We start from the raw sequence: 19566 nt of genomic DNA, 5'->3' as shown, positions 1-19566 counted from the left end.
TGTGGGCGCCTGTACACCGATGTCGGCTCTAAACTGCGGCAGCGTCGCCAGGCAAGCGCCACAGCCGATGAAATGTTCACCGCCACGAGCTCGGGCAAAGTCCCGAATCATTTCAGCCAGACGGTTCTAAGGCCCGAGGCCCTTGCGCAACAGCGTCCACGCGCGTGCGGCGGCGACGCGCCGGGCGGGCGCCGGCCTCCTGACCAGGGCCGCGGCGAGCATGCTCACCGCCAGGACCAGGTCCTCGGCGGTGAGGTCCGCGCGGACACGTCCGGCGCTCCGCGCCTCGCCGAGCTTGCCCGCCAGCACCTCCGCCACACGGCGGCGCACCGCGACGATCCGAGGGTCGGCAGGGGCCACGCTGACCATGTCGATGAACGCGGTCGAGGCGATGGCCTGCTCGATGATCAGTGCCAGCACGTCGTCGAGCGTGGCACCGGGCTCGGCGGCCAGCGCCTCCACCTCGTTGACGGCGTCCTCGAACACGGCCACGGCGAGGCTGACGCGGTCGGGGAAGTGCCGGTAGAGGCTGCCCTGGCCGACCCCCGCCGCGCGGGCGACCGCGCTGAGCGGCGCGTCGTAGCCGGCGGCGGCGAAGACCTCGCGGGCCGCCGCGATCAGCGCCGCCCGGTTGCGCGCCGCGGCGCCGGGGCCTCGGTTCGTACGGCGCGCGTCAGACATGACGGCAACGATAGCAACCGGACACCGAAGTCCGATTTTTCAGCATTGACTTCTCCTTTACTCGACATCTTCCGAGCCAGCAAGCTCCGGTGATACCGGACAGCGTTGTCCGGTTAGAGCTCGGCCCCTGGTTCCGCATGCCTTTGGAGGAGACGTGAGCGACACCACCCAGCAGGTACCGCCGTACCCGTTCCCCGCACCCAGCGCTCTGGAGCCGCCGCAGGAGTGGGCCGAGCTGCGTCAGGGCTGTCCCGTGGCGCCGATCCGGCTGGCCAGCGGCGACCAGGCGCTGCTGCTCACCCGGTACGCCGACGTGAAGCAGTTGCTGTCGGACCCCCGCTTCACCCACCACCTGGTCACCGACGACGCCGCCAACCTCACCTCGAACGAGTCCGGCGGCGTGTTCGGCAACGCCGGCGGCAGCCGCGTGAAGGACGACTCCCACCGGGAGTGGCGCAAACCGCTCGGCAAGGCGTTCACCGCCAAGCGGGTGTCGAACATGCAGCCCGGGATCGAGGCGATGGCCGGCCACCTGGTGGACGAGATGGTCAAGCAGGGCTCACCGGCCGACCTGGTCACGGCCCTCGGCTTCCCGCTGCCCGTATGGGTGATCTGCGACCTGCTCGGCGTGCCCGACTCCGACCGCGACAGGTTCGCGTACTGGTCCGACACGCTGCTCAGCCTGACCAAGTACACCCAGGACGAGATCAACGCCGCGCAGGCCGAGTTCAGCGAGTATATGCGCGCCCACGTGGCGGCCAAGCGCGCCGAGCCTGGCGACGACCTGATCAGCGAGCTGATCTCGATGATCGGCGCGCTCGACGGCGAGGTCACCGAGGAGGTCATGCTGATGACCGCCCAGGGACTCCTGGTCGCCGGGCACGAGACCACCGCCAACATGATCGGCAAGATGGTCGCGATGCTGCTGTCCGACCGCACCCGCTGGGAGCGGCTGGTGGCCGACCGTACGCTGATCCGCTCGGCGGTCGAGGAGTGCCTGCGCTACGACGCCAACTTCGGCTTCGGCATCCCCCGCTACATCAGCGAGGAGGTGGAGGTAGCCGACACCACGCTGACGAAGGGCACCACCGTCGTCTGCAGCCTGTCCGCGGCCAACCGTGACGAGGACGCGTTCGAGAACGCCGCCGAGATGGACCTGACCCGCTCCCCCAACCCGCACCTGATCTTCGGCGCCGGGCCGTACGCCTGCCTCGGCCAGTCGCTGGCCCGCACCGAGCTGCAGACCGTGCTCAAGGTGCTGCTCGACCGTCTCCCCACGCTGGAGCTGGCCGTGCCCGCCGACGCCCTCACCCGCCGCGAAGGGCTCCTGGTCGGAGGCCTGGAGCAGGTCCCGGTCACCTGGTAATCGAAGGGAACCCCGATGAACATCACCGTTGACGCCGACAAGTGCTGCGGCGCGGGCCAGTGCGTACTGCTCGCGCCCGAGGTGTTCGACCAGGGCGAGGACGACGGCATCGTGATCCTGCTGGACGCCTCCCCGGCCGAGGAGCACCACGCCGCGGTGCGCGAGGCCGCCGACGTCTGCCCGGCCGCCGCGATCGTCGTGGAGGGCTGACCTCTTGACCGACGTCCTGATCGTGGGCGCCTCCGCGGGCGGCCTGGCCGTCGCGGAGGCGCTGCGCCGCAAGGGCCACCAAGGCGGCCTGACCCTCCTCGGCGCCGAACCCCACCTGCCCTACGATCGGCCGCCCCTGTCCAAGCAGGTGCTGTCCGGGGTGTGGGAGAGCGAGAGAGCGCGCCTGCGGGGCGAGGCCCAGTTGGCCGAGCTGGGCGCCGAGTTCATCCTGGGAGATCCGGCGGTACGGCTGACCCCTGCGGCCCGCAAGGCGACCACGGCACCGGGGCTCCCTGGCGCGGCGACGGCGTCCGGGCTCCCGGGCCCCGCCACCGGACTCCCGGGCGCCGCGTCCGGGGTTGCGGGCGCCGCCTCCGCGCTCGCGAATCCCGCCTCGGCCACCGCCTCCGCGGCCGAGCTCGCGGGCCTCGCCATCGCGGTCGGCCGGACGGGTGGACCGGCGGGCGGTGCCGCGGCGCACGAGGTGGTGACCGCGTCCGGGCGGATCCTGCGCGCCGACGCCGTGGTCCTGGCCACCGGGCTGACCCCGTACCGCCTCCCCGGCCAGGACGGACTGGCGGGCGTGCACGTGCTGCGCACCCTGGACGACGCGCTCGCCCTTCGGGCCCACCTGCTCGACCGTCCCCGGCTGGTGGTCGTGGGAGAGGGCGTGCTGGGCGCCGAGGTCGCCGCCACCGCGCGCGGGATGGGCCTCGACGTCACCCTGGTCGGCCTGGGCCGCGCCGTGATGGGGGACCTGCTCGGCGACCCGGCCGCCACACTGCTCACCCGCCTGCACGCCGAGCGCGGCGTCCGGCTGCGTCTCGGCGTCGCCGTCGAGAGCCTCACCGCCCAGAGCCTCACCGCCGAAAGCCTCGCCGTCGAGAGCCTCACCGCCGGGGGCGGCCGGGTCACGGGGGTACGCCTCGCCTCCGGCGAGTTGCTGCCCGCCGACGCGGTCGTGGTGGCGATCGGCTCCCGCCCGGCGACCGCCTGGCTAGACGGCAGCGGGCTGTCGCTGGGCGACGGCGTGGAGTGCGACGCCCGGCTGCGCGCCGCCGACGGCGTCTACGCCGTCGGCGACCTGGCCTCCTGGCACCACGAGAAGCTCGGCCGCAGGCTGCGGCTGGAGAACCGGACCAACGCCGTCGAGCAGGCCCAGGTCGTGGCGGCCAACATCCTCGGCGAGGACCGCGCGTACACGCCTGTCCCCTACTTCTGGACCGACCAGTACGACGTCAAGATCCAGGCCCACGGCTACCTGTCCCCCGGCGCCGACGTCGAGGTGGTGGAGGGCGATCCTGAGCAGAACCGCTTCGTCGCCCTCTACCGCCTCAACGGCACGGTCACCGGGGTGCTGGGCTGGAACATGGCCAAGGCCGCCCGCCTGCACCGCCAGGCCCTCACCTGAGGGAACGCCACCAAGGGGTCACACCTGCTCGTCGAAGGCCCCCGCGTCGAGGCGGGTGAAGGTGGCGCCCCCCATGGCCGCGCGGGCGCCGAGAACGTGCCCGTCGCACATCCTCGTCTCCGTCCCGGCCGGATCGGTCACCTTCCACGTCACCGGCTCGCGGCACGGCTGGCCCAGCCGGTCGTAGTTCCACGTACGGCGGCACACCCGGCACGTGGCGACGCCGGCGCGCGAGGAGAGGGTGTTGCCGTGCTCCGGACAGACACCCCATCCGAAGCCGCACAGCGGCTGGGACCTGAGCCTGGCCAGGTCCTCGGCCGCGTGCTGCAGGTCCTCGGCGCCTCTGGCCAGCCAGTCCGCCGCGTGCAGGGCGGCCTGGAGGTGGGCGCGCTCGGCCGGTTCGGCAGGGGCGCTGCCGCAGAGTTCCCTGATCTCGGCGGTGAGCGCCTCGGCGCGGCTCGCCAAGGCACGCAATTGCGCGGGAGTGACGGTCATGCAGGCTTCCATCTCGGGAGGGGACTGATGGTCATGGGTCAGGTCAGGCGGAAGGTGTAGTAGCTGACCGACTGGCCGTCCTTGGTCAGCTCCTGCCGGGCGACGACCTCCACGTCGAAGCCCTGCTCGTCCATCAGATGCCTGAGGTACGCCAGGTCTCCGGAGCTGCCGAAGAAGATCAGCATTCTGCCCGCCGGGGTGAGATGCTCTCTGGCCTGGCGGAAGAAGGAGGTCATGGCCCGGTAGTTCTCGTCGGTCGTGGCGGCCTCGAGCAGATCGCGCGGGGCGAACCAGCGGAACGGCGGATCGAAGACGATCAGGTCGAACCGCCCGTCGACGTCGGCGAACACGTCACTGAGCCTGACCTCGACCCGGTCGGCGACGCCGTTGCGCTCGGCATTGCCACGTGCGGCCTCGACGGCCACGGGATTGATGTCGACCGCCAGCACCTGTTTCGCGGTCGAGGCGGCCAAGATGGCGTTGACGCCGCTGCCGGTGCCCATGTCCAGGACGCGGTCCCCCGCCCGTACCTCGGCCAGGACGGCCTCGCCCAGCAGGTGCGACATCCCCGTGATCGGCTGCACCTGCGGCGGGACGACCACGGTCCTGCCCAGATAGGTGAACGTCTGCTCGGTGGCGCCCTCGGCCCTGGCGGCCTGGTAGGCCCGCTCGTGCCAGCGGCGGATGAGCTCGGCCTGCTCCGGAGCGACCATGGGGGTGTAACCGGCGGGGTGCGGATCTTCCTCGTGGTGGCCCATGACCAGAACCTAGACGATCGCCGCCCCGGCGGGGCTCACCGCAGCAGAATCACCGCCTCGACGAGGCTTTCCGGCAGGCCCATCAGGCGCAGCGCGTCCGTGGTGGAGGCCCCGATCACGGCCGCCGACTCGGCGATCTCCCGGTATCGCGACCGGGCCGCGGCGCCGTCGCCGCGCGCCTCGGCCACGCGGCCGAGCCCGGCGAGCGCGCGCACCCGGTTGCCGAGGCTTCTGATCCAGTACGGGTCGATCCGTTCAAGAGCCTCCGTGTACAGCCGCTCCGCCTCGGTCAGATCCTGCTCCAGCAGGGCGATGTCACCGAGCCCGCGGACGGCGGCCGCCAGGCTGGTGGCGCTGCCGGCGCGGCGGGCGAGGTCGGCGGCCTTCGCGTAGTCGGCGCGGGCCGCCGCCGCGTCATCGCCGGCGAGATGATCGCCCCGGTTGACCAGCAGGTCGGCGGCGTCCTCCAGGGCGCCGAGTTCCTCGGTGAGGGTGAGCGCCTCGTCGGTGAGCGCGATGGCCGTCGCGCGGTCACCGCGCGCGCCCGCCAGGCTCGCGAGCGTGTCCAGCGCCAGCGCGGTGCCCCACCGGTCTCCGAGCGAACGGAAACCCTCGGCGGCCGCGCCGAAGCCGCGCTCGGCCTCCGTGCCATCGCCCTCACCGAGGAGCCCGAATCCCCACACGTACTCGGCCACCGCCCGTACCCACGGCTCCGAGCGGCCGCGCTGGGACGACACGAGCGCGAACGCGCCGTGCGGGTCCGCCTCACTGGCGTTCCGCATCATCCAGGGCAGCAGGACGGCCGGATACCGGCCCGGCTCGGCACCTGACCACGCGGCGGCCAGCGCCTTCTCGGCCTGGGCGCGGTGCCGCTGCCACACCGGCCGCCCGGTCTCGCCGGACGCCGCCAGCAGGACGCACGCCACGTACTCCTCGCCGAGCCCGTCCGGGACCGCGGCGCCTACGGAATCCGCAGCGCCCAAGTGGTTCAGCAGCATGATCGCCTGTGGCGCCACCGAGGCGGCCGCGCCGCGGATCCACAGGTACGTCGAGGCCGAGGCGAGCAGCCGCAGGGCCGTCTCCACCTCCCGTGCCTCGACCGCCCAGCGCACGGCCGCCAGCAGGTCGGCGTGCTCGGCCGCCAGGACCGCCAGCCACTCCAGCTGTCCGGCCTGCCGGAGCCGCGGGTCCGCCGCCCGCACCAGCTCCAGAACGTGCCGGGCGTGGGCACGGCGGGCCGGCTCACGCTCGCCGGCCGCGTCGAGCTGTTCGGCCCCGTACGCGCGGATCGTCTCCAGCATGCGGTAGCGGCCGCCCGAGACCTCCAGCAGCGACTTGTCGGCCAGCGACTCCAGCGTCTCGCCGTCGGTGCCGCACACCCGCAGCGCGGACTCGGCCGTCGCGCCACCGGCGAAGACCGTGAACCACCGCGCGGCGCGCTGCTCGGGCTCGGACAGCAGCTCCCAGCTCCACGCCACCACCGAGCGGAGCGTCCGATGCCGCCCGTCGGCCGTACGGCTGCCGCGCGCCGCGACGGCGAGCCGGTCGTCGAGCCGTCCCGCGAGGTCGTCGATGTGCAGCGTACGCAGCCGCGCCGCCGCCAGTTCGATGGCCAGCGGCAGGTTGTCGAGGGCCGCGCAGATCCGCCGCACCGTCCGGGGGTCGCCCGCGAAGCCACGCTGCACGGCCCGGGCCCGATCGGTGAACAGCCGCGCGGCCGCCTCGTCGTCGAGCGGCCGCACCTGCCAGAGGTTCTCGCCGATGATGCCGAGCGGCTCCCTGCTCGTCGTCAGGACCCGCAGCCGTGGGCAGGCCGCCAGCAGCCGCGCCACCAGCGCGGCGGCCTCTTCGACCAGGTGCTCGCAGTTGTCCATGACGAGCAGGAGCAGCCGGTCCGACAGCGCCCCGATGAGGCGATCGACCGGATTCTGCCCGCCGTCCCCCAGGTGGAGGCCGTTCTCCCGCAGGCCGAGCGCGCCCAGCAGCACCTGCGCCAGCGCGGCGCCGTCACGGAGCGGCGCTAGCTCCACGAAGCACACGTCGTCCGCCGCGACGGCGGCCACCTCGACCGACAGCCGGGTCTTGCCGACCCCGCCGGGACCGGCCAGGGTGACCAGCCGGGCCACGCGCAGCAGCTCGGCGACCTCGGCCACCTCCCCGGCACGGCCGACGAAGGACGTCAGCTGGGCGGGCGGCGCGGCGAGCGACGGCGACGGGTCGGCGCTCAGCAGCTCCCGGTGGAGCGCGACCAGCTCGGCAGAGGGATCGGCGCCCAGTTCGTCGGCCAGGTGCCGCCTGGTCTCCTCGAACACCACCAGCGCCTCGGCCTGGCCGCCCTCGGCGAACAGCGCCCGCATCAGCAGCCCCGCCAGCCGTTCCCGGAGCGGATGCCGGCCGACCAGCTCGCGGAGTTCCGCCACGGCCGCGCGATGCTCGCCGAGCCGCAGCTCGCCCTCGATCCGGTCCTCGAGCGCTCCGAGCCGGCGCTCCTCCAGCCGTACGGCGGCGGCCTGGGCGGTGCGGCTCTCGGCCAGGCCGGCCAGCGCGGGCCCCTGCCACAGCTCCAGCGCCTCGCGCAGCAGCGCGACCGCCCGCCCGGCGTCGCCGTCGCGCAGCGCGGCCCGGCCCTCCTGCGCCAGCCGCTCGAACCGGCAGGCGTCCACGTCATCGTCGTCGGCCGCGATCCGGTAGCCCGCCCCGGCACGCTCGATCAAGGACGCCGAGCCCAGTGCCGTGCGCAGCCGGGACACCTGGGACTGCAGCGCGTGCGCCGACAGCGCCCCGTCGGGGTCGATCTCGTCGGCCAGCCGGTCGGCCGACACGACCTCGCCGGGCCGGACCAGCAGCAGGGCCAGCAGCGCGCGCCGGGCCGGGCCGCCCAGCGGCACTTCCGCCCCGTCGTCACGCCACGCCCGGGTCTCACCCAGGATTGCAAACCGCATGCCGGTGATTATCCACCGGCCAGGATCACGCCCTGGCGATCGGGCCGAGGTAGGTCCCGCCGGACACGTCGACGGTCTGGCCGGTCACCCACCGGCCCTGCGGGCCCGCCAGGAAGCCGACGACGTCGGCCACGTCCTCCGGCTCGCCGAGCCGCCCGAGGGCGGTGATCGCCTCCAGCTCGGCCACCACCTCGGGGATGGAGTTGTATCCGGCGGTCATGTCGGTCCGCACCGCGCCGGGCGCGACCGTGTTCACCGTGATGCCGCGCCGGCCGAGCTCGTTGGCCAGCGTGGGGGCCATCGACTCCAGGGCGGCCTTGCTGATGGTGTAGCCGATCTGCATGGTGACGGCGAACCGGCTGGCCGTCGAGCCCATGTTGATGATGCGGCCGCCGTCGTTCAGCAGCGGCAGCGCCCGCTGAATGACGAAGAACGGCGTGGCGACGTTGATCGCCAGCACGCGGTCCAGCTCCTCGGGGGTGACCTGTGAGATCGGGTTGACCGAGGCGATGCCCGCGTTGTTGACCAGGATGTCCAGCCCGCGTCCCGCCAGCCCGGCGGTCAGGCCCTCGAACAGCTCGTCCATCGCACCGACCTCGCCGAACCGCGCCCGGATGGCGAACGCCCGGCCGCCCGCCTCCTCGATCCGCGCCACGGTCTCCTTGGCGGCCTCCTCGTTGCCGCCGTAGTGGACCGCGACCTCGGCGCCGTCGGCGGCCAGCCGCAGCGCGACCGCCCGGCCGATGCCACGCGATCCACCCGTCACCAGCGCGGTCTTGCCGGCCAGAACGTTCATGTCCACTCCTCATTCCATGGCCGGTCCTCGGTGGATCCGGCGATGGAATGACGATGGCGTCGACCGCTCACCGGCGGCTCACCGCCCGCTCACCGCCCCGCCCGGGACACTCACAGCGGCAGCGGGATGCGGTCGAAGAACCAGTACAGGCTGACCGCCACGATGGGGACCGACATCGCGGCCACCGCCCACCGGGCCGCGGAGGTCCGGCGCAGCAGCACCAGCAGCGGGAAGAGCACCGCAATGATCGCGAGCTGCGTCACCTCGATGCCGACGTTGAAGCTCAGGAGCGACAGGAGCAGGTGCCACGACCCGCTCTCCTTGATGTCCAGCGCGCCCGCGAAGCCGAGCCCGTGGATCAGGCCGAAGGCGAAGACGATCGGCAGCCGCCATTTGCCCAGTTTGTCCTCCTGGCGGCCCAGGAGGTTGGCGACCGCCACCACGATGATCGACGCCGCGATGACCGGCTCGACGATCGCTCCCGGTACGTCCACGACCCCCATCGCCGCCAGCAGGAACGTGATGCTGTGGGCGACCGTGAAGGCGGAGGCCGTGACGACGACGTCGCGCAGGCGCCGCGCGCCGATGAGCAGGGCGATGAGGAAGAGGATGTGGTCGAGGCCGGACAGCAGGTGCTCGGCGCCGAGCAGGAAGAACTCCCAGACCTGGTGCGAGGCCGGGCGCTCGCCGACGCGCACCGTCGGGTTCGCGGCGTCCAGGACCGCGGAGCTCGTCTCGCCGTCGAGGTCGTACCGGACCATCGTCTTCGTGCTGTGGACGAAACTCTCATTGTCGGGGAAGAGCGCGCTCGAGATCGCGTGCACTCCCCTCTCCTCGCCCCGGCAGGAGTAGGCGAGGGTGAGCACCGCGAAGGTCGTCTCGCCGCGGAGGCGCACGTCCGCGTCGCCCACCGTCGTGGGCGCGCACGGCTTGTCGTCGTACGCCACGTCGAAGCGGCGCGTCACGTAGTCGATGACGGCGTCCCGGTTGAGCTTGAGCTGGCGGAGCTGCTCGGCCCGCTCCTTCGCCTCATAGGCCTCCGCGTAGAGCCAGGCCGACTTCATGAGCAGGTCGTACTCGAGGTCGAGCACGACCCTGACGTTCGCGCCCGAGCCGGTCACCTCGGCGTGGGCGGTCGTGGTCGCGTCGTGCGCCGCCGCCGGGGCGGGGTGGACCAGGTCGGCCAGCACGCCGCCCACGATGAAGGCGAGGACGACGGCGAACAGCCACTGCCTGCGGGGCATGTCTGTTTCTCCAGATCAGAAGGGGGAACGCCGCCCCGGACCAGGTCCGGGGCGGCGATGGCGGGCTAGCGGTTGAACCAGTGGTACATGGGCGTGTCAGGCCCCCACGTGCCCGGCCTGCCGTGCTCGTCCTTGGTGACGAAGACGCTCGGCTCGGAGGCGGTCACGCCGCCGCCCTCGGACCTCGCCGTGACGAACCAGGCGTAGGCCGTGTCGTCCTTCAGGCGGTCCCAGGTCACCGAGGCGACCTGGCCGGAGGCGACCGTGCTCCTGCCGATGGTCCGCGTGGGCTTGTAGAGCGCCAGCGAGTCGGTCTGGAACGTCGTCGTACGGGAGGTGAGATCGACCGGCAGCACCATGTTGTCCTCGCGCCCGTCGTAGCGGCGCAGCGGGTCGAACTCGGTGGCGCCGAAGTCGTTGAGCAGCGGCGAGTAGGTGTCCACGCTCAGCTCCGCCCGCTTGACGTTGAACTGCAGCAGCCGGAAGAAGCTCGCGCCGAACTGGAGCTGGTCCTGCGGGTTGTACCCGCCGATCTGGGTGAGCCCCAGCCGGTCGGCCGACACCGTGTAGAACTGGTAGTCGGCCAGGAGCTCGACCACGCCGTTGCCGACCTGCCCGACCTTCGGCTTCACGTTGGTGCCCACGCCGTGCTCGTGCCCGGCGAGGATCAGGAAGACGTTCGGGTTCTTCTCGACCACCGTCTTGTACAGCATCGAACCGTCGGGGGCGGAGAATCCGGTGCCGCGTCCGTCGGGGTTGGTGCTCGGCACCAGATAGTCGTGGGAGAGCAGGATGCCGTTGCGGCCCGCGTACTTCTTGAAGATGGAGTCGGCCCATTCGGCCTCGTCCCTCGTCACGCCGTACGACAGGCCGACCACGACGAAGTCCAGACCGCCCGCGGAGAACAGGTCGTAGTGGTTCTGGTTGTCGCCTTCCTTCCACGGCCCGCCGTACTTGGCGTGCTGCCAGCCCTGGGACAGGTCCTGGTACCGGCTGGGACCGTAGTACTTGTTGTAGATGGCGCCGGGCCCGTCCTCGGTGCCGGACTGGTTGTCGTGGTTGCCGGCGATGACGCCGTTGGGGATGCCCGCGTCGTCCAGCACCTTCTGCAGCCTCGAGGACAGCTCGAACTCGCCGGCGACCTGCTTCTGCGTGGCCTCGTCGGCGGGCTTGCGGATGTTGTTCTCGATGATGTCGCCGGTGTGGGCGACGTACGAGATCTTGCGCTGGTCCTTGTTCTCCTTGATCCAGTCCATGACCTTGGAGTAGCCGGACTCCCACACCCCGCGCTCCTCGGGGGTCTCCTGCTCCACCGCGCCCTCGGAGAGGTACTGCGTGTCGGTGTAGTGGACGATCGAGAAGTCGTAGCTCGCGGGGTCGGCGAAGCCGTTCGGGTCGCCGGGCTCGATGTCGTCGGCGAACGGGTCCTCGCCCGTCACCATGACGTGGACCTGCTGCTTGTCCACGTACCCACGGTCGACGACGGCCGTGAGGACGGTCTTGCCCTGGGCGGCGCCGCGGGCGCTCGTCAGGAGGTCCCACGCCTTGGTCCTGGTGTTCCACACGCGCAGCGACGCCAGGCGCTCGGGGTCGATGGCGCCCTCCCAGCGCAGGACCGGGGAGTCCACGTGCCCCTCGACCTGGACGTCGTACCGCTGGTAGACGAGATCCTGGCCGGCGGGCGCGTCGAGTGTCCGGCCGTCGGCGGGCTCGAGCGCGTCTGCCTTGACGCGCTTCTCGCCCGGGACCCGCAGGGTCGTCGGGACGGACGGGGCCGTGCCCTGGAACACCTCGTTCGGGGTCAGGATCTCGGCCTGCGAGAACGTCGCCGTCACCTTGCCGCCGTCGGGCTCGGCCACCTTCGCCGAGAGCTTGACGGGGTCCGACACGTCGACGGCCCCCAGCGCCGGGGTCAGCTCGGCGGGGACGTCGGGAATGCCGGCGGACTCGAACACGACCTCGCGGGTCGCGGTGTTGCCGAGCCCGTCGGCGCCGCTCACGGCCAGGGTGTGCTTACCGGCGTGCAGCCCGGGGCCCACCTGGGCGCCCAGCTGGATCGGCTGACCGTCGAGCTTGACGTCCGGCCCGGAGACGATGCCGGAGGCGTCCTCGAGCTTGACGTCCAGCACGACCGAGGCGGTGATCTTCACCCCCGCGGCGGGGACGCTCCTGGCGACCTTCGGCGCCGAGTTGTCGCTGATCAGGATGCGGGTGGCGGTCTCGCCCGTGGCCGAGGCGGCGGCCAGGGTGTGCTTGCCGTCCTTGATGGCCGTGGTGTCGAGGTCGGCGCGCAGGCCGCGGGCCGGCGCGTCCACGAGGAATTCGAGGTCGATCTCGGTGAGCGGGTTCACGTTGTCGCCGCAGTTGCCGTCGCCCATGCCGTACGAGGCCTTGAGCATCTGTCCGGTCGCCGTGCCCTTCGCCGGGGTGAGGGCGATGTTCGAGATCGCGAAGTCGTCGCGGTTCTTTCCGCACGACGTCGGGAAGGTGCCGGCCACGAAGTCGATCGTGTTCCAGCCGGGCACCAGGAACTCGTTCGGGATCGTGAGATCGACGCGCTTGCTCACGAAGTCACCGTCGAGGACGACCTTCTGGCCGTTGACGAGCACGAAGTTCTGGTAGCGCGCCTCGATCGAGTTGCTGCCCACGTTGAAGCTGAGGGTGGCCTCGCCCGAGCCGAGCGTCTCGACGACGTGCACCGCCGGAGCGTCGATCGTGTAGCGCAGCTCGGCCTCGCGGAGGAGGGTCTGGCTGCTGCCGCAGGTGCCGTCGCCCATCTCGTACGACGGCTTGACGTCCTGGCCGGTCACGGTGGCGCCGTCCAGGGTGAGGGCGATGTTCGAGATCGCGAAGTCGTCGCGGCCGTTGCCGCAGGACTCCTTGTAGTCCCCGGTGACGACCTTGATCGTGTTGTCGCCGGGCACCAGGAACCGGGCCGGGACCGCGACGGTCACCCGCTGGTTCGCCCAGGAGCCGCCCAGGTCGATGCGCTTGCCGTTGACCAGCAGGAAGTTGTCGAACTTGTCGTCGATCGGGTCCGCGCCCACGTCGAAGGCGAGCTTGGCGGCGCCGTTGCCGAGCGTGGGCTTCGTGGCGGGGTCGGCGCCGTCGACGGTGAGGGACTTGACGCCGCCCTCGCTGCCGGCCGGTACCGTCGCGAAGACCGCCTTGGTGCCTGCCACGAGCGTGCCGTCCGTGGGCAGCAGCCGCGGCGCCCCGGCAGCGGCGTTGTTCACGGTCACGGTGTTCTTGACGGTCACGCCGGCCGCGGTCGTGGCGGTGATGGCGTGCTCTCCGTTGGCCAGCTTGGTGGTGTCCACGTCCGCGGTGAGGCCCGTGGTGCCCTGCGGGTCGCCCTGGACGAAGAACTTGAGCGTGGCGCGCTTCAGCAGCGTGGTGTTCGTGCCGCAGCTGCCGTCGCCGAAGGAGAAGGTGTACGGGTTGTCCTCGCCGTCCGCGACCTCACCGAGCAGTTCGAGGCCCACGTCGGACAGCACGAAGTCGTCGTAGTTGGTGCCGCACGACGACTGGATCGTCCCGACGACGATCTCGACGGTGTTCTCTCCCTTGACGAGGTGCTCGTTCGGGATCTCCATCGTCGCCCGCTCGTTCACGTGGTCGCCGATGTCGCCGCGGTACGCCCCGTTGACCAGCACGTAGCTGTGGTACTGGGCCTCCGTCGAGTTCGGGCCGACGTCGAAGCTGAGTTTGGAGACGCCCACCGTCCGGGTGGCGTCGAGTGCGGCGTCGTCGACGGCGAGTTTCGTGACGCTGTCACCGGCCGCGGTCGGGACGGCCGCGACCTTCACCGTGCCCTCGAGGTACGAACCGCCCGCCGGGGTGAGCGCCGGAGGGCTCTGGGAGGCGGTCGGCGTCGGGGTGGGCCGTCCCCGGTTCTGCTCGCCCTGTCCCGGGTCGGCGTACGCCGCCGTCACGAGGCTGCCGGCGAGCAGCGCCGCGGCCGCGACGACCGCGGCGAGACGCCCTCGGCTCCGTAAGCCGCCCAGGAGATTTCGTGCTGCCATTGGCTGCATCAGGTGCAGTCCCTTCCATGTCGCGCATAAGCAGCCGATAAGGCGGCGTGCTCTCGGGCGGACACTTTGGAGCGCACGAGTGAACAGAGTGCATGGAGAGAGTGAAGTGAAAAGAAACTGTCCCTTCATTCTGGTCATTTGTCACGAAACAGGAACAACTGGGTCACACAGCCCACAGAACACCCCCGCCTGTCCAGCGCGATCACGATCGCGGATGAGGACTTACGATCGGCCTATGCTGCGCATCGGAGTTCTGGGGGCCGCGCGGATCGCGCCGGCCGCCCTGGTCAAGCCCGGCCGCCTCGTGCCAGGGGTCGAGGTCGCCGCCATTGCCGCCCGTGACCGGTCAAGGGCCGAGGCGTTCGCCGCCAAGCACGGCATCCCCAAGGTCCACGCCTCGTACGACGAGCTGATCGCCGACCCGGCGCTCGACGCGATCTACAACCCGCTGCCCAACGCCCTGCACGCCCCCTGGACGATCCGGGCGCTGGAGGCGGGCAAGCACGTGCTGTGCGAGAAGCCGTTCACCTCGAACGAGGCCGAGGCGCGCGAGGTGGCCGAGGCCGCGGAGAAGAGCGGCACGGTGGTGATGGAGGCGTTCCACTACCGCTATCACCCGCTGGCCGAGCGCATGCGGAACATCGTGGCGGAGCTGGGCGAGCTGCGCCTGGTCGAGGCGTGGATGTGCTTCCCGCTGCCGCGCTTCTCCGACATTCGCTATTCGCTGGAGCTGGCGGGCGGGTCGATGATGGACGCCGGGTCGTACGCCGTGCATGTGGCCAGATTGCTGGGCGGTGGCGAGCCGGCGGTCGTCGAGGCGCGGGCGCTGGAGCGCTCGCCGGGCGTCGACCGCGCCATGAGCGCCGCCCTGCGCTTCCCCTCGGGGGCCTCCGGGCGGGTGCACTCGTCGATGTGGTCGGGGATGCTGCTCAAGCTCGGCGTACGGGTGCGCGGCACGCGCGGAGAGATGCGGGTGGGCAACTTCGTCGCGCCGCAGCTCTTCCACCGGCTGGCGTACACGGTGGACGGCGTCAGCCGGCGCGAGAAGGTCCCCGGCGAGGCCACCTACACCTGCCAGTTGCGTGCCTTCGAGTCGGCCGTGCGCACCGGCACGGGCAACCTCACCCCGCCGGCCGACTCCGTCGCGAACATGTCGGTCATCGACGCCATCTACCGCGCGGCCGGATTGTCGCCCCGGTGAGGGTCGTCCCCCACGGCGCCCACGTGGGGGACAGCGGCGGATCGCCTGGACCGTGTGGCGGGGGGGCTACGGGCTCGCCTCGCCCTCGAATGTCGCCGGCTGTCCCGTGGGCGGCAGGCCCAGCGCGGTGGAGAGCTCGCGTGCGGCCTGCCGGACGGCGCCGCCCATCTCGTGCAGGCGGGACGACGAGGCCGCGCGCGTGACGGACACGCTGATCGCCGCCGCGATCAGGCCTCTGTGGTCCCGCACGGGTGCCGACACCCCGGCGGCACCGTCGTCCAGCTCGACGTCCGAGATCGCGTAACCCGCCGAACGCACATGAGCGAGGTCGGCCAGCCACTTCTCCTCGCTGCCGACCGCGGTATCCAGCCCGGAGGGCAGGGTGGCCCGCAGGAGCGCCAGGACCTGCCGGTCATCCCACTCCGCGAGCAGCGATCGTCCCGCGGCCGCCATGATCACCGGCACCGAGACGCCCTCCCAGACCCGGTGGTGAGCCCGCGATGACGGCACCGACATCAGCGTCAGCACCCTGTTGCCGCGCAGCACGCAGAGATAGGCGTCATCGTCGAAGGCGGTGGCCAGGCGTCGCAGGAAGGGCGCGGCCACCTGGACGAGCCGGGACTGCTGGGTCCTGGCGGCGAGCGCGAACAACCGCCAGCCGAGATGGTAGCGCCGGGTGAGCGGATCCCGTTCGACCATGCCCTCGAGTTCGAGTGCGCGCAGAGCTCGGGAGACCTGACTCTTCTCCCTGCCCAGCCGTTGTGCGATCCAGGTGACCCCGAACCCGTCAGCATCCCGGCCATCGCCGTGACCAGCGAGCACATCGAGGATCTCCATGTCCCGGCGCAACCCGGCCGACGACACTGGCGGCTTCTCGCTCATCCCCATCCGTTCGTGACAGAAGTATTGCACTACCGTTGCACTGGTTGCACCTTATTTTGCACTGACCGCAACAGTTCGCGTACGTTTGCGTACCCATGCAAGCGTAGCGAAGGCGGTACCACCATGAATTTCAGCGAGTACGTGGTCTCGCGCTGGGACACCCTCTCGCTGGCAGCCGCCGAGCACGCCCTGGTCGTGATGATCGCCATCGCCATCGCCACCGTCGTCGGGGTCGGCATCGGACTGCTCACCTACGATTCCCCGAGAGCGCGGAGCGGCTCGATCACGATCTCCGCCGCCATCCTGACGGTCCCGTCGCTCGCACTGCTCACCCTGCTCATCCCGATCACCGGGCTCGGTTGGGGATCCACGCTGGTCGCCCTCACCGCGTACGCCTTCCTGCCGATCATCCGCAACACGGTCACCGGGCTGCGCGGCCTGGACGCGGCCACCGTCGAGGCCGGCCGCGGGATGGGCCTGAGCCGTGCGCGGCTGCTGCTGCGGGTGCAGCTGCCGCTCGCCTGGCCGCTGATCCTGGCCGGGATACGCATCTCGGCGCAGATGATGATCGGAATCGCCGCCGTCGCCGCCTTCGTCGACGGGCCCGGCCTGGGCACGCAGATCTTCGAGGGGCTGTCCCGGCTGGGGTCGGTGAACTCGCTCAACGCCACCCTCGCGGGAACGCTCGGCATCGTGATCATCGCCGTCCTGTTCGACCTGTTCTTCTTCGCCGTCCATCAGCTGACCACCCCGAGGGGGCTTCGTGTTCGAGCGTGAAACCGAGGGCGTGCGCATCGAGCTGCGCTCGCTGACCAAGCACTATCCGGGCCAGCCGGCCCCAGCGGTCGACAACGTCAGCATGGACATCCCCGCAGGGGAGCTCGTCGTCTTCGTCGGGCCGTCGGGTTGCGGCAAGACGACCACCATGAAAATGATCAATCGTCTGGTCGAGCCCACCTCGGGCGAGATCCGCATCGGCGGCGAGGACGCGCTGACCCTGGACCCGGACGAGCTGCGCAGGCACGTCGGGTACGCCATCCAGCAGGTGGGGCTGTTCCCGCACCTGACCATCGCCCAGAACATCGCCATGGTCCCCAAACTGCTCGGCTGGCCGCGGGAGAGGATCGCCGCGCGGGTCGAGGAGCTGCTGGCGCTGGTGAGCCTGGAGCCGTCCGCCTTCCACGACCGATACCCGCGCCAGCTCTCCGGCGGCCAGCAGCAGCGCGTGGGCGTCGCCCGGGCGCTGGCCGCCGACCCGCCCGTGATGCTCATGGACGAGCCGTTCGGGGCCACCGACCCGATCACCCGCGAGCACCTTCAGAACGAGTTCGTCAAGCTGCAGAAACAGCTGCGCAAGACCATCATCTTCGTCACCCACGACTTCGAGGAGGCCATCAAGCTGGGTGATCGCATCGCAGTGCTGCGAGAAGGGTCACACATCGCCCAGTACGACACGCCCGCGGCGATCCTGAGCAACCCCGCCGACGACTATGTCGCCGGCTTCATCGGCCAGGACGCCACGCTCAAGCGGCTCGCGCTGCTGCGCGTGGCGGACGTGCCGGTCACGAGCCCGCTGCCGGACAGCCTGCTGCCGCAGATCACCGTGGACGCGAGCCTGCGAGAGGCACTGGACCTCATGCTGGCGCACGGCACCGATCGCTGCAGCTCGCCCTCCGGCGTGCTCACCTACGCCATGCTGTGCGCCGCCGTGGACAGCCGGCCCGAGGAGGTGGTCTCCAGTGACCGCTGAAACGCTGGCCGCCGTCCCAGCCCGGACCGTGGCGCGTACTGCCGGCGGCCTTCGCCACGTCATCACGCCCGCCGCCATCTGCGTCGCGCTGGCCGCGCTGTACGTCTGGATCGGAACGCTGGAGCTCGACTCCATCGAGCGGCGCAGCCTCAACCGGTCGGTGATCCTGGCCAAGGCCGTCGAGCACCTGCAGATGACGCTCGCCGCCACGGCCCTCGTCGTGGTCATCGCGATCCCGCTCGGCGTGGTGGCCTCCCGGGCCAGGAACCGGTTCATCGCGCCGGCCATCCTCACCGTGGGCAACCTGGGCCAGGCGGTCCCGTGCATCGGCCTGCTCGTGCTGTGCACCTTCCTGATGGGCGTGGGCTTCCAGACCGCGCTGGTCGGCCTCGTCTCCTACGCGGTGCTCCCGGTGCTGCGCAACACGATGGTCGGCGTGCAGCAGGTCGATCCGGCCCTCATCCAGGCCGCCCGCGGCATGGGCATGACCAAGGGTCAGATCCTGCGCCGGGTGGAGCTCAAGCTCGCCGTGCCCGCGATCCTGGCCGGGCTGCGTACCGCGCTCGTGCTGACCGTCGGTGTCGCCACGCTGGGCGCGTTCGTCGCCGCCGGCGGCTTCGGCGAGCTCATCATCAACGGGCTCAAGCTGAACCGCATGCCCGTGACCATCGTCGGCGGTGTGCTGACCGCGTGCATCGCCTTCTTCATCGACTGGCTGGGCGGCCTGGCAGAGAAAGTGCTCAAGCCGCGCGGCATGTGACCTCCCCATCCAGCAGTTACCGATCACATTCAAGAGGTGTCCCTGTAATGCTCTCCCGTCCCCTTGGACAGACGTTCGCCCTGCTCGCCGCAGCGGCGTTGACCGTGACGACCGTGAGCGCGTGCGGCTCCGCCGACGCCGTCGAAGCCTCCAGCGCGGGTAACGAACTGGCCGGCGCCAAGTTCGTCATCGGTTCCAAGGACTTCACCGAGAACATCGTGCTCGGCAAGATCGCCGTACAGCTGCTCAAGGCGCATGGGGCCGAGGTCGTCGACAAGACCAACCTCGGCGGGACCGTGCCGAACCGCAAGGCCCTGGAGTCGGGCGAGATCGACCTGTACTGGGAGTACTCCGGCACCGGCTGGATCGAGCACCTCAAGAACACCACGCCCATCCAGGACTCGGCCAAGCAGTTCAAGGCCACGGCGGAGACGGACCTGAAGAAGAACAAGATCCACTGGATCGGGCCCACTCCCCTGAACAACACCTACGCCCTGGCCATCCGCTCCGAGAAGGCCAAGGAGCTGGGTGTCAAGACGGTCTCGGACGTGGCCGAGCTGGCCAGGACCAAGCCCCACGAGGTCACGGCCTGCATCGAGACCGAGTTCTCCACCCGTGACGACGGGCTGTCCGGCCTCTCCAAGACGTACGGCATGACCATCCCGAAGGACCGCGTCAGCCTGCTCGACACCGGCGTCGTCTACACCGAGACGGACAAGGGCCAGACGTGCAACTTCGGTGAGGTGTTCACCACCGACGGCCGCATCGCCGCACTCGGCCTCACCGTCCTGCAGGACGACAAGAAGTTCTTCCCGATCTACAACGCGGCCGTGACGTTGCGCCAGGAGACGTACGACAAGTACCCGGCGCTCGAGAAGGTGCTCCAGCCGGTGATCGCCAAGCTGGACGACGCCACCATGCAGCGGCTCAACGCCCGCATCGACGTCGACGGTGAGGAGCCGGGCAAGGTCTCCGCCGACTGGCTGGGCAAGGAAGGCTTCCTCGGCGCCGACAAGACCTGACGGCGCGAACGTCG

At 70.9% G+C, this 19566-nt stretch carries 16 protein-coding genes; 8 read left to right on the top strand and 8 right to left on the bottom strand.

Features of this window, described 5'->3' with window-relative positions; translation table 11 throughout:
* Positions 1-126 precede the first annotated feature (126 nt).
* The gene (locus AB0J64_RS23600) at positions 127-681 is read right to left on the bottom strand and encodes a TetR family transcriptional regulator (RefSeq protein WP_364030349.1); all 555 of its coding nucleotides are present in this window, start codon (positions 679-681) and stop codon (positions 127-129) included.
* 154 nt (positions 682-835) lie between these two features.
* On the opposite strand from AB0J64_RS23600, the gene AB0J64_RS23595 reads away from it, so the two are divergent.
* Genes AB0J64_RS23595 through AB0J64_RS23585 form a run of 3 tightly spaced genes read left to right on the top strand, consistent with a single transcriptional unit; the run spans position 836 to position 3668 of the window.
* Complete coding sequence (locus AB0J64_RS23595; protein ID WP_364030346.1) at positions 836-2047, top strand: cytochrome P450; 1212 nt, start codon at positions 836-838, stop codon at positions 2045-2047.
* Between the two features lie 15 nt (positions 2048-2062).
* Complete coding sequence (locus AB0J64_RS23590) at positions 2063-2257, top strand: ferredoxin (RefSeq protein WP_364030343.1); 195 nt, start codon at positions 2063-2065, stop codon at positions 2255-2257.
* 4 nt (positions 2258-2261) lie between these two features.
* The gene (locus AB0J64_RS23585) at positions 2262-3668 is read left to right on the top strand and encodes an FAD-dependent oxidoreductase (protein WP_364030340.1); all 1407 of its coding nucleotides are present in this window, start codon (positions 2262-2264) and stop codon (positions 3666-3668) included.
* 18 nt (positions 3669-3686) lie between these two features.
* Here the strand turns inward: AB0J64_RS23585 and AB0J64_RS23580 are convergent, their stop codons facing one another.
* From AB0J64_RS23580 to AB0J64_RS23555, 6 genes are all read right to left on the bottom strand, one after another.
* The gene (locus tag AB0J64_RS23580) at positions 3687-4163 is read right to left on the bottom strand and encodes a hypothetical protein (RefSeq protein WP_364030337.1); all 477 of its coding nucleotides are present in this window, start codon (positions 4161-4163) and stop codon (positions 3687-3689) included.
* Positions 4164-4201: 38 nt separating this feature from the next.
* Complete coding sequence (locus AB0J64_RS23575; protein WP_364030334.1) at positions 4202-4921, bottom strand: methyltransferase; 720 nt, start codon at positions 4919-4921, stop codon at positions 4202-4204.
* A gap of 35 nt (positions 4922-4956) precedes the next feature.
* A complete protein-coding gene (locus AB0J64_RS23570; protein ID WP_364030331.1) occupies positions 4957-7863 on the bottom strand; it encodes a BTAD domain-containing putative transcriptional regulator in 2907 nt (968 codons plus the stop codon).
* A 25-nt stretch (positions 7864-7888) separates the two neighbouring features.
* Positions 7889-8659, bottom strand: a complete 771-nt coding sequence (locus tag AB0J64_RS23565) for an SDR family oxidoreductase (protein ID WP_364030328.1) — start codon at positions 8657-8659, stop codon at positions 7889-7891.
* A 110-nt stretch (positions 8660-8769) separates the two neighbouring features.
* Positions 8770-9903 (bottom strand): HupE/UreJ family protein, encoded by a 1134-nt coding sequence (locus AB0J64_RS23560; RefSeq protein ID WP_364030325.1) that lies wholly within the window; start codon positions 9901-9903, stop codon positions 8770-8772.
* 65 nt (positions 9904-9968) lie between these two features.
* Positions 9969-13928: a metallophosphoesterase gene (locus tag AB0J64_RS23555; RefSeq protein ID WP_364030322.1), complete on the bottom strand. Its 3960-nt coding sequence runs from the start codon at positions 13926-13928 to the stop codon at positions 9969-9971.
* A gap of 244 nt (positions 13929-14172) precedes the next feature.
* On the opposite strand from AB0J64_RS23555, the gene AB0J64_RS23550 reads away from it, so the two are divergent.
* Positions 14173-15138, top strand: coding sequence for a Gfo/Idh/MocA family oxidoreductase (locus AB0J64_RS23550; protein WP_364030319.1), 966 nt, complete (start codon positions 14173-14175; stop codon positions 15136-15138).
* Between the two features lie 66 nt (positions 15139-15204).
* Here AB0J64_RS23550 and AB0J64_RS23545 read toward each other — a convergent pair whose 3' ends face one another.
* Entirely contained in the window at positions 15205-16020 is an 816-nt protein-coding gene (locus AB0J64_RS23545) for an IclR family transcriptional regulator (protein ID WP_364030316.1), read from the bottom strand.
* A 123-nt stretch (positions 16021-16143) separates the two neighbouring features.
* Between AB0J64_RS23545 and AB0J64_RS23540 the strand changes: the two genes are divergently transcribed.
* Genes AB0J64_RS23540 through AB0J64_RS23525 form a run of 4 tightly spaced genes read left to right on the top strand, consistent with a single transcriptional unit; the run spans position 16144 to position 19552 of the window.
* The gene (locus AB0J64_RS23540; protein ID WP_364030313.1) at positions 16144-16797 is read left to right on the top strand and encodes an ABC transporter permease; all 654 of its coding nucleotides are present in this window, start codon (positions 16144-16146) and stop codon (positions 16795-16797) included.
* Complete coding sequence (locus AB0J64_RS23535) at positions 16784-17770, top strand: ATP-binding cassette domain-containing protein (RefSeq protein WP_364030310.1); 987 nt, start codon at positions 16784-16786, stop codon at positions 17768-17770. The genes AB0J64_RS23540 and AB0J64_RS23535 overlap by 14 nt, the downstream gene beginning before the upstream one ends.
* Positions 17760-18530: an ABC transporter permease gene (locus AB0J64_RS23530; protein WP_364030307.1), complete on the top strand. Its 771-nt coding sequence runs from the start codon at positions 17760-17762 to the stop codon at positions 18528-18530. Before AB0J64_RS23535 ends, AB0J64_RS23530 begins: the two co-directional genes overlap by 11 nt.
* A 47-nt stretch (positions 18531-18577) precedes the next feature.
* Positions 18578-19552 (top strand): glycine betaine ABC transporter substrate-binding protein, encoded by a 975-nt coding sequence (locus tag AB0J64_RS23525; protein ID WP_364030304.1) that lies wholly within the window; start codon positions 18578-18580, stop codon positions 19550-19552.
* Positions 19553-19566: the final 14 nt, after the last annotated feature.

It is taken from the genome of Nonomuraea sp. NPDC049695 (assembly GCF_040674955.1).
In the GTDB taxonomy this organism is placed as follows: domain Bacteria; phylum Actinomycetota; class Actinomycetes; order Streptosporangiales; family Streptosporangiaceae; genus Nonomuraea; species Nonomuraea helvata.
The sequence above is the reverse complement of the archived record's forward strand: the minus strand, read 5'-3'. Positions and strand labels throughout refer to the sequence as shown.